The sequence below is a fragment of the Rhodococcus sp. NPDC059968 genome (assembly GCF_042738615.1).
GTDB lineage: Bacteria > Actinomycetota > Actinomycetes > Mycobacteriales > Mycobacteriaceae > Rhodococcus_F.
Genome location: NZ_JBHWUE010000076.1, coordinates 29603 through 45750 on the forward strand (window position 1 = coordinate 29603; position 16148 = coordinate 45750).

Here is a 16148-nt window from a genome sequence, read left to right on the forward strand (position 1 = left end):
ACGAGCAGTGTGAGCGCCGTTACATCGGGTGCCACACCCCCCAAAGTGGGTTGTGTTGCCGGGTAGCCCCTTTCGTGGGTAGGCGTCGGGCATACCAGGGTCTGCCGCGGTCAACGATTCGACCGGCGGCGGTGTGCGCAGACAGGCCTGGGGGAGGGTCCTCGGTGCGTGCGACGTTGCAGGCGGGAGGAATCAGCGGATGAGTCCGCGCTCGCGGGCGGCGAGGATCGCCTGCACGCGGTTGGTCGCGTGCAGTTTGCGCATGGCGCTCTTGAGGTAGGACTTGACCGTATTGGGTAGCAGACCGAGGGCCTCCGCGACCTCACGGTTGCTCAGACCTCGTGCGACGTGTTCGAGCACGTCGATCTCGCGGGGCCGGAGCAGGGTGGGCGGTTCCTGCGATCCGGCCGACCCCAGCACGGGCGCAAACCGGTTCCCAACCGCCTCGACCCGGGCGCGCAGGGTCTCGTCCTCGATCTGGCCGGCCAGGTCCGTCAGTTCCTGAGCGATGTCGTACAGGTCGGCACGGCTGAGCACTGCCCGGTCGGCCTCGGTAGCGGTACGCATCAGGCTCAGCCGCCGCCGCACTTCGTCCTCGACCGCGATGTCGCGTTCGAGCCGACGGACCAACGGGGTGAAACTGTCGAACCAGCGGTCACCCAGGCGAACATGGGTGCGGGCCGCCAGGTAGATCAGGATCCGGGGTACGCGGTCGACGATGATCGGAAGCGCAGCCAGGGTCTCGATGGCCTCCGGTCGCACGGCATGGTCATAGACGTGCGTGATGCCTTGCGCCGAGAAATAGTCGGCCACCGAGACCGGGCGGGCGAGCATCAATGCTTTGCCGCCGAGCCCTTCACCGTTGCGGACCACCAGGTTCACCGCCGAGCGAGTGCGGACCCCGGTCAGGTCGGTGATCTCCATCGCCGCTGCCCCGTGATGCACCGGCCCACCGAACACCATGTCCAAACCGGCGTGCTTGCGGAGAGTCTCCAGCGAGCGCGCGAGGATGCGCCGTTCGATCGGCGTATCGGTGTCGAAAGACATGGTCACGTCCGCCTCCAAATAAGCATCTGATGACGAGGCTAGTGAGTGCCGTCACACCGTGGCAACGTCGTACCCCACAAGGGGGGTACAAGGCCCCCGGACCTACCTTCGGGGGTCCCGCTCGTTCGTTTCCCGGGTCACATTTCTCTCAGAGAATGGAGGAGCACACATGAACACCAGGCTGAGTCATACCGTCGGTCCGACCGAGCGGCCGTTGCTCGAGATGACGATCGGCGACAACTTCGACCGGACCGTCTCGAGGTTTCCCGAGCGCGAGGCGGTGGTCGACGTTCCCAGCGGACGCCGATGGACGTACACCACACTGCGCGCGGACGTGGATGCGCTGGCCTCGGCCCTGCTCGACGACGGAATCGCTCCCGGTGATCGGATCGGGATCTGGGCACCGAACTGCGCGGAATGGGTGATCGTGCAGCACGCCGCGGCGAAGGTGGGCGCCATCCTGGTCAACCTCAACCCCGCATACCGCACCCATGAACTCGAATACGTGCTGGGCCAATCCGGAATCCGGGTGGTCTTCACGCTGCCGTCGTTCAAGGCCTCGGACTATGCGGCGATGGTCGCCGAAGTGTCGCCCCGAGCTTCGGGTTTGGAGCGAGTGGTGTTCTTCGGCAGTGACGAGTGGGCGGGTCTGCTGGACCGGGGTAGCCGGTTGGCGCCGGATCGGCTGGCCGCGGTGCAGCGCCGCCTCTCCCCGGACGATCCGATCAACATCCAGTACACCTCCGGAACCACCGGGTCGCCGAAGGGCGTCACCCTCTCGCATCGCAACATCCTCAACAACGGGTTCTTCGTCGGCGAGTTGCTCGGGTACACCGAACTCGACCGGATCTGCGTGCCGGTGCCGTTCTACCACTGCTTCGGCATGGTGATGGGCAACCTCGGGGCCAGCACGCACGGCGCCTGTGTCGTCATTCCGTCGCCGGCCTTCGACCCGGTCGCCGTGCTGACTGCGTGCGCGCAGGAGCAGTGCACCTCGGTATACGGGGTTCCGACGATGTTCATCAGCATGCTCAACGTCCCCGACTTCAGCACATACGACCTGTCGTCGGTCCGCACCGGAGCCATGGCAGGCTCACCGTGCCCGGTGGAGATCATGAAGCAGGTCACGGCGTGGGCACCGGAAGTGGCAATCGCGTACGGGATGACCGAGACGTCCCCGGCCTCCACCCAGACTTGGGTGGACGACTCCCTGGACCGGCGGGTGTCCACTGTCGGGCGGGCCCACCCGCACGTGGAGGTCAAGGTCGTCGACCCGACGACCGGCGAGACCATGCCCGCCGGACAGTCCGGTGAGCTGTGTGTCCGCGGTTACTCGGTGATGCTCGGCTACTGGAACGAACCCGAGAAGACCGCCAAGACCGTCGACGCGGATGGCTGGATCCACAGCGGCGACCTCGCGGTCATGGACGAGGACGGGTTCGTCGCGATCACCGGGCGGATCAAGGACATGGTGATCCGCGGCGGGGAGAACATCTACCCGCGGGAGATCGAGGAGTTCCTCTACACCCATCCCGACATCCTGGACGCCCAGGTGATCGGCGTACCCGACGACAAGTACGGCGAAGAGCTGATGGTGTGGCTGCGACTACGCGAGGGCGCCGAGCAGATCGACGCCGACAACCTCCGGGAGTTCTGCACGGGCCGACTCACGCACTACAAGATCCCGCGCTACGTGCACTGCATCGACGAGTTCCCGATGACCGTCAGCGGGAAGGTCCGCAAGGTCGACATGCGCGAACAGGCTCTCCAGATCCTCGGGCTGTAGGCCCGAACACGCCCATACTCGAACAACATTCACGACAAGCTAAACGGAGGACATGATGAGCTGGACAATCGAACGACGCGGTCGCGTTGCGGTCGTCACGATGAACACCAACCCGGTCAACGCGCAGAACCGCGCATTCTTCGCCGACCTGCATGATGCGTTCGATCGACTCGAGCGCGACCATCCGCAGTCGCCGGTGGTGCTGACCGGCACCGGAACCCGATTCTCCGCCGGACTAGACCTGGCCGAGCATTTTCGGCTCTTCGCTGGCGACGAGGCGCAGGTCGCATCGTGGTTCCAGGACTACCGGGCAACAAATATCCGGTTGTTCACCTACCCACGACCGACGGTGGCCGCGGTGAACGGGCACGCCTTCGCCGGAGGTCTCATCACCGCCGCCGTGTGCGATCGCACGGTCGCCGCCGCCGGCGACGCCCGGTTCGGAATCAACGAGGTCAACATCGGGATCCCGATGCCCGCGGTGTATCTGCGGATGCTCGCCTACGCATGGGGGCAGCCGGTGGCGTCGCGAACGTGCCTGCAAGGGGAGATCCTCTCCGTCCAGGAAGCACATGAAATGGGGATTCTGCATGAGGTGGTGCCGGCGGAGGAGCTGCTCGACCGGGCCGTCGCCCTCGCCGAGCTGACTCCCGAAGACTGCATTGGCAACTACGCCTACACCAAGCAGGCTCTGCAGGCCCCCGCCCTGCGCGACATCGCGGACCTGTCCGACCCATTGGACCGGAAGGAACTGGCCGCCGGCATGACGAGCGAGCCGTCCCGGCGCGCCCACCGCCGGTACTGGGAACAACTCAAGGGCCGCCCCGCCGACTGGTGACCGGAGTGGACACCAATGGCGCAGAGCGGTTGCCGGACTGGGTGATCTGGCAGCGCAGACCGTTTCCCGATGCCAACCTGTTGCTGATCGACGGGCGGGAAGCGGCGCTCGTCGACAGCGGCTTCGTCGGTCATGCGCAGCAGACAGCCGACTGGGTATGCGCGCACAGCGATCACCTCGCCCGGGTCGTGAACACCCACTGGCACGCCGACCACGTCGGCGGCAACGCACTCCTGCAGGCGAGGGGCGCCGGCATCGCGGCCAGCGCCCCGGACGCCGACGCCATCGCCCGACGGGACCCGGGCTGCTGTCTCGCGGAGTACCTCGACCAGCCGGTCGCTCCCTATACCGTCGACGAGTCGCTCGACGACGGGCAGGTGCTCCGGCTCGGCGACGCCGACTGGGAGGTGGTCCACACCCCGGGCCACACCCCTGGCCACCTGGCGCTGTGGCAGCCCGAGGAGCGACTCCTGTTGGTCGGAGATGCGTTGTCGGACTACGACGTCGGCTGGGTCAACAGTGCCCTCGACGGACCCGGCGCTGCGGCTACCAACGTCGCCTCGTTGCAACGACTGGCAGACCTCGAGCCGCGGGTGCTGCTGCCCGCCCACGGGCCGATTCCCGCCGATCCCACAGCCGCGTTCGCCAGCGCACTGCGTCGCGGCCGGCGTCTCGTCGACGACCCGGACGGCGCGGTGTGGTACGGCATCCGGCGAATCTTCGCTTTCGCGTTGATGATTCGAGGTGGAGTCCTCGTGGACGAAGTGGAGCCCTATCTGCACGCGCGCGCGTGGTTGACCGACGCCGCTCGGTTGCTGCGCCTCACCCCCGAGGCGCTCGCCGCCGAACTGGTCGAAACGATGGTCCGCAGCGGCGCCGCCGTGCTTCGGGACAACCGACTACAAGCGGCCGCCAAATTCACCCCGGTCTTGCCGGAAGCGCTGCGGGCTCCGTTCCCCCGGGCGTGGCCGGCATCGGCAGGCCCACAACGCTTGTGAACATACCGCTGTCGCCGAGTCCTATCCGGCCACCCGCTCGAACAGCAGCACCACACCGATCACGATCATCGCCGCACCCGACACCCAGGTCACCATCCGTGCCGCGGCGGGTCGTGCCCGCAGCACCACCCGCGCCCCCGTCCCCACACCCGTGTACACCACGGCGCAGCTGGCCGTGTGTACCAGACCCAACAGCACAATCTGCAGGGCGAGCGACCACCGCGCACCCGAGTCGGTGAACTGCGGCAGCAGCGCCAGAAACAGCAGAAACACCTTCGGGTTCAGCCCGCTGATCCCCAGGCCCTTGACGGCCTGCCGCACCCACGATTCCGGTGCCTGCTCCGGACCGGCCTGCGGCGGCCCCGAAGGTTTTGCGAGCATCGTGATCCCCAGCCACACCAGGTACGCCGCCCCGCTCGCCGTCAACACGGTCAGCATCAACGGCGAGCGGGAAACCAGCGCGGCGACGCCGGCAGCCACCACCGCGGTCATCACCAGGTGCCCCGACAACAGACCACCCACCGCCGGCACCACGCTGCGATGCCGCAACCCCGCCGCGATCGCGTACGCCCAATCCGCGCCCGGCGTCAGCACGAACAGAAAAGACACCGCCCAGAACGCAGCAACGGTACCGATCGCCATGACTCTCACTCATCCTTCACACTCTCGGAACACCAGAACGCCCGGCGGTTCCGATAAGAAAGATTAGAAAGAATGGGGCAGAAAGTGTTGCCAAAGATTCCCTGAACACCGCACGTTTGGGGGAAAATCTTCCACATGGACACAGTAGATCGGAAAATTCTTGCCGAACTCCAGCAGGATGGTCGCCTCACCCTCACCGAACTCGCCGATCGGGTCCGGCTCAGCATCTCGCCCTGCCACCGCCGGCTACGCGCACTGGAGAGCTCCGGCGCGATCACCGGTTACCGCGCCCAGCTCGACGCCCGCGCGCTGGGACTCACATTCGAGGCGCTCGTCTTCGTCACCATGCGCGCCGCCGACCGCGACACCATCGAGGCATTCGAACAGGCCGTAGATGCCATTCCCCATGTCCTGCAGGCACAACGACTCTTCGGCGACCCCGACTACCTCCTGCGGGTCATCACCCGCGACCTCCCCGGCTTCCAGACGCTCTACGACGAAAGCCTCGCCACCCTCCCCGGCGTCCAGCGCCTCAGCTCCACCCTCGTCATGAAGAGCGTGGCCGACAACCGGCCCCTGCCCCTGTGAGGGCTCGGAGCGCTCAGTGGGCGCGGGCTGATTTACATCGCGCTTCGAGGGGCCGTCGGTAGCAGTACGTAATCCGCATGCCTGTTGCTGGTCGATGATGTCCCGCCGAGGCGACTCTCAAACCCCGCGCGGCCTTGTTCGAGAACTTGGAATCGGCCAACCGATAAGCATTGTCGTGCGCCGACGAAAGATAAATCGTCTGCCGAATCGGGCACTGATCGTGCCATCCTCGAAGCAACTCAAGGCTAACGAAAGTAGGAAGCGTCGTGAAGGTTGCAATTGTCGGGTGTGGGGAAGTTGGGCGTGCGTATGCCCTGGCCTGTGCGGCCGCCGGCTACGAACTCGTGCTCGTGGACCCTCGTCCGTCGGCAGCGACGACCGCAGTCGCCGATCAGACCCGGGCGGTGCTCCATCTCTCGCTGGACGAGGCCGTCAGCGACGTGGACCGGGTGTGGATCTGTGTGTCCGGCGACCTGGTGAAGTCCATCACCGCGTCTCTGATCGGAAAGCTGCCCGGTCACGCCGTGGTGGTCGATCTGACGACTGCTTCGCCGGACGACAAGCGCGAGTGCTCGGCCGCGCTCGCAGCGCACGGTATCGAGTATGTCGATGCCGTGATCATGGGATCGGTGACACTGACCGGGTCGCGCACCGCGTTGCTGGCTGCGGGCCCGAAGGCTGGCGAAGTACTCGCCGAGTTCGCAGTGTTCGGGGCGCCAGTGCAGACGATGGCCGGCGGCCGGGCGGGTGACGCCGCCGCAATCAAGCTTCTGCGTACGATCCTGACCAAGGGCCTCGAATCACTTGTGGTCGAGTGTTTCATGGCCGCCGAGCAGCAGGGTCTTCGCAGCAATCTCTACGACGTGCTGACCGATGTCGACACCATTGGGTTCGTTCCCTTCTTGGAGATGCTGATCACCAGCCATGTTCAGCACGCCGAGCGTCGGATGCACGAGGTGGAGCGGGCCCGTGCCCAACTTGCGGAGATGGGTTGCCCGTCGGTGGTTCTGACCGGTACCGAGGCGCGATTCGCTCTTACCTCAGCGGCATTGAAGGACAAGGGCCCTGGAGAACTCGCCGACGGTGACGTGGCTTCGACCATCGCATGGCTGTTGAACTCAGCTCGGGCATCCGAGACTGAACCGCTAGGGTGTTCACCGCACCGTTAAGCGGACTTCTCCGCAGGCGGTACCCGAGACGCATAGTGGGACAGAATATGTCGTGGGAAACTTCGTGCGTGAAAGTTACCGTCATTGGTGTCGGCCGGATCGGCGAGGCACTCGTAGCAGGCCTGTGTCGAGCGGGGACGTCCGCTGAATCGATCACCGTCGTCGGCCGCAGTATGGAACGGACATTCGATGTCGCGCACCGGCACGGGGTACGAGTGGCCGACCTGCGAAATCTTCCCAAGGAATGTGACGTCCTGGTCGTGGCGGTGAAGCCGCAGCAGATCGAGGACGTGTTGCCCGACCTCGGAGTGGCGCTGCACGAACCGACTCTCCGTCCGGTCGTGCTGTCGGTGGTGGCAGGGGTGGCCACCAAGAGAATCGAGCAATTTCTTCCCTCTATGGTGCCGGTGGTACGCGCGATGCCGAACACCCCGATGACGGTGGGCGCGGCGGTCACTGCGATCGCGCCTGGCGGCGCGGCAACCGAGCACGATCTGCGGCTGGTCGAGTCCGTGTTGGAATCTGTCGGTGAGGTATTGCGTGTTCCCGAGGACCAACTCGACGCCGTCACTGCAGTTTCCGGTTCGGGCCCTGCGTACGTGTTCCTCGTCGCGGAGATGATGATCGACGCGGCGATGAAGCTGGGACTGGACCGGGCAACGGCGGACAGGTTGGTGACCGGAACCCTGGCCGGCTCGTCGGCGATGCTCGGTGACGCCGACCCGGTCCAACTGCGGGCGGCTGTGACATCGCCGGCGGGGACAACGGCAGCGGCGTTGGAGGTCTTCGAACAATCCGACATTCGGCAAACGTTCCGAGGAGCATTGACCGCGGCACGCGACCGTTCCCTGGAATTGTCCGGCATCGTGCGCCCACCCCTGGCTCCGGCGTCCGCCGACCAGCACTGAGCTGGCGTGCAGTCCGCTACGAGCGCATCCGGTCCACAGTGCGGAACTCGGGGTCCGGCGCGCTGCGGGCCGAGTCGCCGTGTGGGATCACTTCGGGGTCGTCGCCGCGGACCGGACGTTTCACTCTCCGTGGCGGCATCGCAACCACCCGAATGGCGAGGGTGACCATAACGACACCGATGATCTGGGTCGGGGAGAGGCGCTCGCCGAGGACCACGACGCCCAAGACGACGGCGAGAACCGGTTGGAGCATCAGGATGCTTGCTCCCACCCCCGGGGTGAGGCGCGGCAGGGAGACGCCGACGAGGATCCAGCCGGCGACCTGTCCGACGATCGCGAGTGCGGCGAGCCAGCCCACTGCGGCCCATCCGGGAGACAGATCGACCGGGTCCCATACGAGGGCGAGCACTGTGCCGGTGGCCCACGCGACGACGGACGAGCAAAATACCTGCGAGGAAGCGCGATTCGGTGGGCACCAGGCGCCGATCGCGAAGACGTAGGCCCCGTAACAGATCCCAGCGACCAGGGCCAGCACGGATCCGTACACGATCGTGTGCAGGTCGGCCGTGGGCTGTGCGATACCACTGGTGAGCGCCACCCCGGACAGCAGGAACGGGACCGCGACAACATAGGCCTTCGACGGCCGTTTGCCCGTGATGCACAGTCCCAGCAGGGGAGCGACGACCACCTGGATGTTGACCAGGACGCTGGAGACACCGGCCCCGACGAGGGCGACCGATTGCGCCCACATCGCCATGTCCACACCCAACAGGACACCGGCGACCACTTGCACGGTCAGCACCCGTCGTGACAGCGGGCCGTGCTTGCGGTATTCATGCCAGGCGAGGGCCGCGAGAATCGGGACCGCGATGAGGTAGCGAACCAGAATCGTCGTGGCGGTCGACACGGAGGCGAGGGCGATGAAGATCCCCGAGCCGGCGAGAGCGGCCGCCCCGAGGCCGAGTTGGAGGGTGGGAGGGAGATGCCGGGGTTGTTGGTCTCGGCGGTTAGCGAGCAGCACGGACTTGCAAGGTGACGCCCGCGCCCGCGGTGTCGGTATCGAAGTAGGTGAATCCGGCGCCACTGGGCAGCCGGCCCCGCAACTTCGGGGACGGTCCGGCGGCGGTGACCCGGGCCTCGGCGGCGTCGAGATCGGGCACCGAGAACCCCAGGTGGAAAACACCTTCGCCGTGTTCATCGAGGAACCGGCGCTGCAACGTGTTGCCCTCGGGCGGGCAGCACAGCTGTAGTTGCACGTTGCCGAGGTCGGCGTACCGGTACTCGAGCTTCATGAAGTCGTCGACGTCGGGGGCCTGCAGATTCGGGCGGAACGCCTCGAGCGACGGAAAGGGTTGCCAGGGGCCGATTCCGAGGGACTCGTAGTAGGCCACGGCCCGGTCCATGTCCGTCACGACCACGCACACGTGGTGGAGGGTGTGGAAATCATTGGTCATGGTGTCGGTCACCTCTCTGCCGCGGCACGCTGGTCGTATTCGTGTGCGGCCTGCTCGAATGTCTGGTCGGCGTGAGGGTTCCACTGGATGCCGGAGCGGGCCTCGACGCCGGGCTTGAGCCGCTGAGTCTCGTCGTAGTCCCCCCAGGGGTGGAAGAACAACGGTTCCGTGTCCTCGATGGTCGTCAGGTGGCGGGCGTACCCGTCCAGGTAGCCCTGCCGTTCGCCGGCGCTTACTTTGCCGGGCATCCAGGCCGCGAACGGCGGCAGCACCGTGAATCCGGTGTAGGCGAGGATCCCGTTGTGGATGGGCCACAGCACGTGGAGCAGGTCGCCGTCGATGCCGTTCGGCTCGTACAGCGTCGAGGCGGTGCCGGTGGTCAGGCACACCATCGCCTTCTTGCCGCGGAAGTGGCCCGTCCCGTACTTGCGGCCGGCCGAGTAGGCGAAACCGCGAGCGAACACCCGGTCCACCCATCCCTTGAGTATCGCCGGCATCGAGAACCACCACACCGGGAAGTGGAAGAGGATCAGATCGGCCTCGGCCACCTTCAACTGTTCCTGCTCGATGTCGAACGCCTGCGTCTGCGTGGCGAAGGCATGCTCCTGCTCGCGGGAAAGATCCAGGTAGTCGTCGTCGGCCCGGTCGCCGGTGAAGTCCTGGCTGTCCAACTCGGCGTTCCACTTCATGGCGTAGAGGTCGGACACCGTCACCTCATGACCGAGGTCGGTCAGCGTCCGCATCGCGGTGTCCCCGAGCGCACCGCAGAACGAGCGGGGCTCGGGGTGCGCGAAGACTACTAGGACGTTCATCGGTTGCCTCTCGACGGGATAGCGGTGGTCGATGGTCGGACCAACGATCTCATGGTGGTGGAGGGAGGTCAAGCGAGGACCGCTTGCCCCCGCCCGGTTACTCGTTCGGGCTCTGCCGGATCTCGGGGGTCACGCCCGCCACCGGTGTCTGCAGATAGGTGAATCCGTACAGCCGCTGGGCGTTGGTGGTGAGGATCGCTTCGCGGGTCGCGGGGTCCGGTGCCCAAGCGGGCAGCAGATCCAGGAGGTCTCCGACGTTGGGCATCTGTCCCCAGAACCCGACGTGCGGCCAGTCCGAACCCCACACGCAGCGGTCGGGTGCGGCCTCGATCAGGCTCTGCGCGAACGGAATCGTGTCGGAATAGTCGGCCGTTCGCGCCATCCGGAACGCCCCGGACAGCTTGGTCCACGCGCCGTCTGCCATCAGTTTCAGAAACTGTGTCCATTCGGGTGCGTCGACACCGGCTGCGACGTCGAAGTCGCCCATGTGATCGACCACGTAGGGCACGGTCAGCGTGCGCAGGTCCGCAGCTGCGGCGGCGAGATGCCGGGTGTTGGTGAGGAACTGCAGGTGCCAGCCCATCTCCGCGCAGATGGCGTCGTACCGGGCGAGCTGGTCGAGGCCGATGCCGCCGCCCGACAGGGTGTTGAGCCGCAACCCCACGACGCCCGAGTCCTGCAAATGGGCGAGCGTGCGATCGTCGACGTCGGGCGCGACCACGGCGACCGCACGCAGCCGGTCACGGGCCCCTTCGACGGCTTCGAGCATGACCGTGTTGTCCGTGCCGTGCACGCTGATCTGCACCAGCACCCCGTAGGTGGTTCCCACGGCGTCGAGCATCGACAGGTACTGTCCGGCCGACGCCGGTGGCGGGGTGTAGCTGCGCTCGGGGACGAAGGAGTGCCCCACGACGTGCGCGTGGGTATCCACCGCGCCTGCGGGCAGGGCGAACCGTCGCGGCGCGTGCGGGGCCGGGTCTGGCGCCGGGCACACCTGGTCGACTTTGTCCGATCCGAAATCCATGGGTGTCTATCCTCGCTCTCGGCGTTCGGTCAGCGGGCCGACTTGATCAGGGTCTTGGCGATGGTGTTCTTCAGGACCTCGGACGATCCTCCGGCCACCTCGTAGGCCTTGGCGTCGCGGAAGTAGCGTCCGAACGGTGAGGTTTCCTGGGTGCCGGTCGCCCCGCAGACCTGCACGGCCATGCTCGCCACCTTCGTGGCCAGTTCGGCGGCGAGGAGTTTCGCGGCGGACGAGGACCGCTGGTAGTCCCCGCCGGAGTCGAGGTCGCGGGCCGCCTGGTAGGTGACGAGTCGAGCGGCATCGATCTCCGCGGCGGCCTGGGCGAAATACCATTGGATGCCTTGAAAGTCGATCACGTTGCCGTCGAACGCGGGCCGGGTGCGCACGTACGCGAACGCGTCGTCGAACGCGGCGCGGGCGATGCCCAGGGAAATGCCCGCCGCGAGGGTGCGACTGTTCGATAGGGTGACCAGTGCCTGCCGCAGCCCGTTGCCTTCCTCGCCGATCAGGGCGTCCCCGGGGATCTCGACGTCGTCGAGGACGAGATTGACGTGCGGGCCGTTGCGCAGCCCGAAGGTCTGCGCTTCCCGGGTCTGCCGGGTGCTGACACCGGGGGCGTCGCGATCGACCGCGAATGTGGAGACCCCGAACGGGGTCTCGGCGAGCACGACGAAGAACTCGGCCCGCGATCCGGACGTGATGAATGCCTTCTCCCCGGTCAGAACCCACCCGTCGCGTTCGTTGCCGCAGGCTTTGGTGTCGAGGGTGCGGATGTCGCTGCCGTGCCCGCGCTCGGTCAGCGCGTAGGAGGCGCGCAGGCCTTGCGCGTACCGCGGCAGGACGCGTTCCTTGAGGCTGTCGCGGCCGTAGAGTTCGATGATCTTGCTGCTCTGCAGGATGGTGATCAGCGAGACTCCCAGGCTCGCCGACCCGGCTCCGAGTTCCTCGAAGACCCCGAGGACGTTCTCCATCGACTCGCCCTGGCCGCCGTACCCGGTCGGCAGGGTCATGGCGTTCCACCCCAGCTTCGCGGTCTGCTCGACCAGGTCCACCGGATAGACATCCTGGTGGTCGATTTCGTCGGCGACAGGTTTGACCACGTCGTCGCTGAATTGGCGTGCGGGGGCGGCGATCTTCTCGTCGACCAGGTATCTCCAGAAGCTCATGGTTCGGCCTTTGCTCGTGATCTCGGTATGGGTAATGAGTCAGGGTTGTTGTCGGATGGACGGCCGGGACGGTTCATCGGGGTGGCCCCCGCACCCCGATGCCTCAGGCAGGCTGGAGGGCTTGTAGTTCGTCGAGAATCCGGGCGTTGTAGCCATCCATGTCGACGAGTTCCTGCTCGGGTGTGGCGAGGTCGTAGGTGCGCACACCCGACCGGTGGACCACCTCGAGCGCGGAACGGATCCTGGTTGCCTGGCCCAGGAGCCGCAGGTCGGGGCACCAGTCGAGCAGTGCTGCCAGCGCGAGCCAGGCGCCCGTCGGGTTGGAGCGGCGGGTGCCGGTCCGGTGTGGTGAGGATCCGTGTGCCGGCTCGAACATTGCGGTGATGCCCGACCCGAAGTTCCGGTCGGGGTTGATCGTGGCCGATCCACACAGAGCGGGGGAGCCGGCCCGGGCGCAGACGATATCGGAGAGAATATCGCCGAAAATGCCCTCCGTGGCGATCACAGCGGGCAGCTGCGGATAACTGACCAGTTCGTAGGCTGCGCGATCGACGTTGACGTGATCCAACGCAACCCCGGTCCGGTCGGCGACCTGTTTGGCAGTGGCACGCCACAGCCGCGAGGTCGCGAAGACGCTGGCCTTGTCGACACTGATGTACCGGCGTCCGGGAGCATCTACGGTGAACCCGGCCGCCATCTCCAATACCTCGCTCACACGAGCGGGCAGGAGCCGGAGCTGGTCGACTGCGGCGCTGACACCGTCGCTCTCCTCGCGCTGGCTGGGATCGGCGTATGCGCCGCCGGTGATGTTGCGGACGATGGTGACGTCCTCGCTCAGCTGCGGAACCCACACGGTGCGGACACTGACCCCCAGGTCGAACAGGTTGCGGAGGGAAATCAGCGCCGCCTCCGGATTGGGGCACTCCTCGGCGGTGACCCCGGGATGCGTTCCGACCGCCCCGCTGAGCACGACGTCGGCGGTGCGGCACGCCTCGATGGTCTCCTCCGGCAGGATCGAACCGGTCGCCTGCCAACCGGCGGTGCCGTAGGTCAGCGTGAGCGGAGCTCCGGCGGCGGCGAGTCGGCGGAGGAACTCGAGTGGTCCGTCGAGGATCTCGCTGCCGATCCCGTCGCCGGGTAGTACTGCGATGACAGTCATGGGACGCGTCCTTTCGTCGAGGGGAGGATCGCGGGCCGTCAGGACATCGCGGTCCAGGACAGGACCTGCTGCTCGTGCAGAAGCCGGCGCTGAACCTTGCCGGCGGCCGCATCGCGGGGAATCGTCGCCACACGCGCAATGTGCGCGGGACGCATGAACACCGGTAGATCGGCGACGGCGTCGCGGATGGACTCGAGCGGCACGCTGTCGGCGACCACGTAGAGGACGACGTCGTCGTCGACCAGCTCACCGGGCTTCTTCCACAACGCGAGGTCGGTGAGAGCGTCGATCGCGCCGAGTCGTTCTTCGACGTACGGGATGGGCACGAACTCGCCTTTGACACGGATGCTTTCGGCCGCCCGCTCGAGGAACACGAGGCCACCCCGGTCGTCGCGTCGACCGAGGTCGCCGGTGGCGAACCAGCCGTCCTCGTCGCGGCTCGGGTCGACGGCGCCGTCCCGGAAGTACCCGGCGAACAGGGTGTTCGACGCGCTCTCGCGTACGTAGATCTGACCCTCGTCGTCGAGGCGGTCCTCGACGTCGGCGCGGGTCTGTCCGCCGAATCGACTGGCGTTGGAGGGGATCTCGGATTCGTCGGCGAGTGCCCAGCGGTGCAGGTGGCTCACTCCGGCTGCCTCGGTGGAGCCGTAACCTGATACGGCGACGGGAATGCCGAAGCGGGACATGAATTCCCGGTCGGCGTAGAACATGGTGCGGACGCTGTGATCACCGGAGTCGGCGGTCGTCGTGGCGCGCTTGAGGATCTCGACGGGCGGTGCGTGCAGCGCCAGCGCGGTCACCCCGTGCTCGCGGACAGCCGGCCAGAAGCCGCTGGCCGAGAACTTCCGGACCGTCAGGGCATCGGCACCGGCGCACAGGGCACCGATGATGCCGTACCCCATCGGATTGATGTGGAACAGTGGCAGCGGAGCGAGCATCCGATCGCCTGCCTGAAGGTCGAGAGCGGCGGCCATCGCCGAACCCAACCGCAGGAAGTACTCGTGGGTCTGGGCGCAGAACTTCGGCAGCCCGGTGGTTCCGGAGGTGTGCATGAAGGAGGCGAGGTCTGACGGTGCAGCGTCGAGACCGGGGCTGGACTGCGGGTCGACCGGTGCCCACTCCCGAACCGTCGACAGTGGGAAGGTGCGCAACGTCGCGGGGAGAGTGTCGAGGTCGGTGAACACGGCGGCCGGATCCAGGCGCTCGAGCATCTGCGCGAGCAGTTCCGGCGGATACGTGGGATTCACCAGGGCCACCGGGGTGCCCGAGAGCAGACACGCCATCCACACCAGCATGTACTCGGTGGAGTTGTTCGCGACGATGGCCAGTCGCTGATCACGCCGAATGCCCAGTTCCTGCAGCTCCTGCGCACCTGCGGCGGCGATGCGGACCGCGTCGGGCAGAAGGATCTGGTCGTCGACGGTGCCCACCCGGAGATCGGGTCGATCCGATGACCGCTGCAGAAGGAGTTGGGCGAGGTTCGTGGTGCTCATGTCGTCTCTTCCGGGCTGGAGGGCAGGGCGTCGTCCGCGAACGGGCTGGCCGCGGGCGGTGGTAGGTCGCTCCCTTGAGCTGGTTGCACAGTCGATGGTTGCCGACGGATTCAGATAAGGGAACGGTCCTCAGCTAGCGTCAGCGGTAAGTCAAACTTATGTCTCGCGTCGGTCGACATGCCCCGTCGGGGCTGATGACCTCGGGCGTCGCTGTGATACACATACGCCATGTCCACAGCCTCTCCTTTCGGCGCCGACTTCGAGTCGCTGCTCTCACCCGCAGTCCGCACGACGTCAGTGGACGACGTGGTCGCCAAGCTTCGCGAGATTCTGCTGACCGGCGGGGTGGCCCCGGGGGAGAAGCTTCCGAGCGAACGAGAGTTGGCCCGGTTGCTACAGGTCAGCCGGACCACGGTCCGTGAGTCTCTGCGCACACTCGAGGCGCATGGGCTGATCACCATCCGACTCGGTGGCAGCGGTGGCGCTTTCTTCAACCCCCCGGACCCGGGCCTGATGGGCTCGGCGTTGGCGATGCTCCTCGCGTTCGAGTCCGTGTCCGAGGAGGACCTCACGGACTACCGCATCGACTTCGAGCAGGAGAACGCCGAGCTGGCGGCCCGGCGGGCCACGGACGACGAGATGGCGGGCCTGCAGAAGATCCTCGACGAGGTGCGCGAACTGGGCTCCCCCGGCTCAACCGACTGGGACCGGGTGCGCGCCCTCGACCTCACCGTCCACGAACTGCTGCCGAGGCTTTCACACAATGCCGTCCGCGTGGCGATCTCGGCGGGTATCCACGACGCCCTCGCCCGTAGCTTCGCTCAGGTCGAGCCGAGCGCGTCGAGTCCGGAGCTGCTGCGGGACGAAGTGATCGAGCTGCTCACCAAAGTCATTGCGCGTGACGGTGACGGTGCCCGCGCGGCCATGGCAGGGCATCTGCGGCGCTGGCGCTCGTAACGCCGTTAACAAACTTAGGGCTTGTGATGAATTAATCTAGCTCGGTTCGGGCGTGTCGTCCGGTGCGGGATGGAGTGTGTAGTTCCACTCGCCGTGGAACTCGTGGC

Annotated in this window: 16 protein-coding genes; 7 read left to right on the forward strand and 9 right to left on the reverse strand. The window is 66.6% G+C overall.

Translation table 11 applies throughout. The features are described from left to right. Positions 1-192: 192 nt before the first annotated feature. Entirely contained in the window at positions 193-1047 is an 855-nt protein-coding gene (locus ACFWAY_RS39415; RefSeq protein WP_378514385.1) for a response regulator transcription factor, read from the reverse strand. Positions 1048-1216: 169 nt separating this feature from the next. Between ACFWAY_RS39415 and ACFWAY_RS39420 the strand changes: the two genes are divergently transcribed. The 3 genes from ACFWAY_RS39420 to ACFWAY_RS39430 are packed head-to-tail and all read left to right on the forward strand — an operon-like array spanning position 1217 to position 4669. Beyond that, positions 1217-2833, forward strand: a complete 1617-nt coding sequence (locus ACFWAY_RS39420) for an AMP-binding protein (protein WP_378514369.1) — start codon at positions 1217-1219, stop codon at positions 2831-2833. Positions 2834-2888: 55 nt separating this feature from the next. Beyond that, entirely contained in the window at positions 2889-3671 is a 783-nt protein-coding gene (locus ACFWAY_RS39425; RefSeq protein WP_378514370.1) for an enoyl-CoA hydratase/isomerase family protein, read from the forward strand. 5 nt (positions 3672-3676) lie between these two features. After that, positions 3677-4669: an MBL fold metallo-hydrolase gene (locus ACFWAY_RS39430; protein ID WP_378514371.1), complete on the forward strand. Its 993-nt coding sequence runs from the start codon at positions 3677-3679 to the stop codon at positions 4667-4669. Positions 4670-4690: 21 nt separating this feature from the next. Here ACFWAY_RS39430 and ACFWAY_RS39435 read toward each other — a convergent pair whose 3' ends face one another. Beyond that, a complete protein-coding gene (locus ACFWAY_RS39435; protein WP_378514372.1) occupies positions 4691-5311 on the reverse strand; it encodes a LysE family translocator in 621 nt (206 codons plus the stop codon). A 135-nt stretch (positions 5312-5446) separates the two neighbouring features. Between ACFWAY_RS39435 and ACFWAY_RS39440 the strand changes: the two genes are divergently transcribed. The 3 genes from ACFWAY_RS39440 (at position 5447) to proC (ending at position 7976) form a co-directional block, all read left to right on the forward strand. After that, positions 5447-5899, forward strand: a complete 453-nt coding sequence (locus ACFWAY_RS39440) for an Lrp/AsnC family transcriptional regulator (RefSeq protein ID WP_378514373.1) — start codon at positions 5447-5449, stop codon at positions 5897-5899. A gap of 266 nt (positions 5900-6165) precedes the next feature. Next, on the forward strand, positions 6166-7068 hold the full coding sequence (locus ACFWAY_RS39445) for an NAD(P)-binding domain-containing protein (protein ID WP_378514374.1): 903 nt from the start codon (positions 6166-6168) through the stop codon (positions 7066-7068). A gap of 68 nt (positions 7069-7136) precedes the next feature. Then, positions 7137-7976, forward strand: a complete 840-nt coding sequence (gene proC / locus ACFWAY_RS39450) for a pyrroline-5-carboxylate reductase (protein ID WP_378514375.1) — start codon at positions 7137-7139, stop codon at positions 7974-7976. A gap of 16 nt (positions 7977-7992) precedes the next feature. Here proC and ACFWAY_RS39455 read toward each other — a convergent pair whose 3' ends face one another. From ACFWAY_RS39455 to ACFWAY_RS39485, 7 genes are all read right to left on the reverse strand, one after another. Then, complete coding sequence (locus ACFWAY_RS39455) at positions 7993-8997, reverse strand: DMT family transporter (protein ID WP_378514376.1); 1005 nt, start codon at positions 8995-8997, stop codon at positions 7993-7995. After that, a complete protein-coding gene (locus ACFWAY_RS39460; protein ID WP_378514377.1) occupies positions 8984-9430 on the reverse strand; it encodes a VOC family protein in 447 nt (148 codons plus the stop codon). Before ACFWAY_RS39460 ends, ACFWAY_RS39455 begins: the two co-directional genes overlap by 14 nt. Positions 9431-9438: 8 nt before the next feature. After that, entirely contained in the window at positions 9439-10242 is an 804-nt protein-coding gene (locus tag ACFWAY_RS39465; protein ID WP_378514378.1) for an NAD(P)H-dependent oxidoreductase, read from the reverse strand. Between the two features lie 97 nt (positions 10243-10339). After that, positions 10340-11266: an amidohydrolase family protein gene (locus ACFWAY_RS39470; RefSeq protein WP_378514379.1), complete on the reverse strand. Its 927-nt coding sequence runs from the start codon at positions 11264-11266 to the stop codon at positions 10340-10342. 29 nt (positions 11267-11295) lie between these two features. Next, complete coding sequence (locus ACFWAY_RS39475) at positions 11296-12432, reverse strand: acyl-CoA dehydrogenase family protein (RefSeq protein ID WP_378514380.1); 1137 nt, start codon at positions 12430-12432, stop codon at positions 11296-11298. 103 nt (positions 12433-12535) lie between these two features. Further along, the gene (locus ACFWAY_RS39480) at positions 12536-13591 is read right to left on the reverse strand and encodes an isocitrate/isopropylmalate family dehydrogenase (RefSeq protein ID WP_378514381.1); all 1056 of its coding nucleotides are present in this window, start codon (positions 13589-13591) and stop codon (positions 12536-12538) included. 38 nt (positions 13592-13629) lie between these two features. After that, positions 13630-15084 (reverse strand): class I adenylate-forming enzyme family protein, encoded by a 1455-nt coding sequence (locus ACFWAY_RS39485; RefSeq protein ID WP_378514382.1) that lies wholly within the window; start codon positions 15082-15084, stop codon positions 13630-13632. A 228-nt stretch (positions 15085-15312) separates the two neighbouring features. Between ACFWAY_RS39485 and ACFWAY_RS39490 the strand changes: the two genes are divergently transcribed. Continuing rightward, on the forward strand, positions 15313-16041 hold the full coding sequence (locus ACFWAY_RS39490) for a FadR/GntR family transcriptional regulator (RefSeq protein WP_378514383.1): 729 nt from the start codon (positions 15313-15315) through the stop codon (positions 16039-16041). Positions 16042-16148 lie beyond the last annotated feature (107 nt).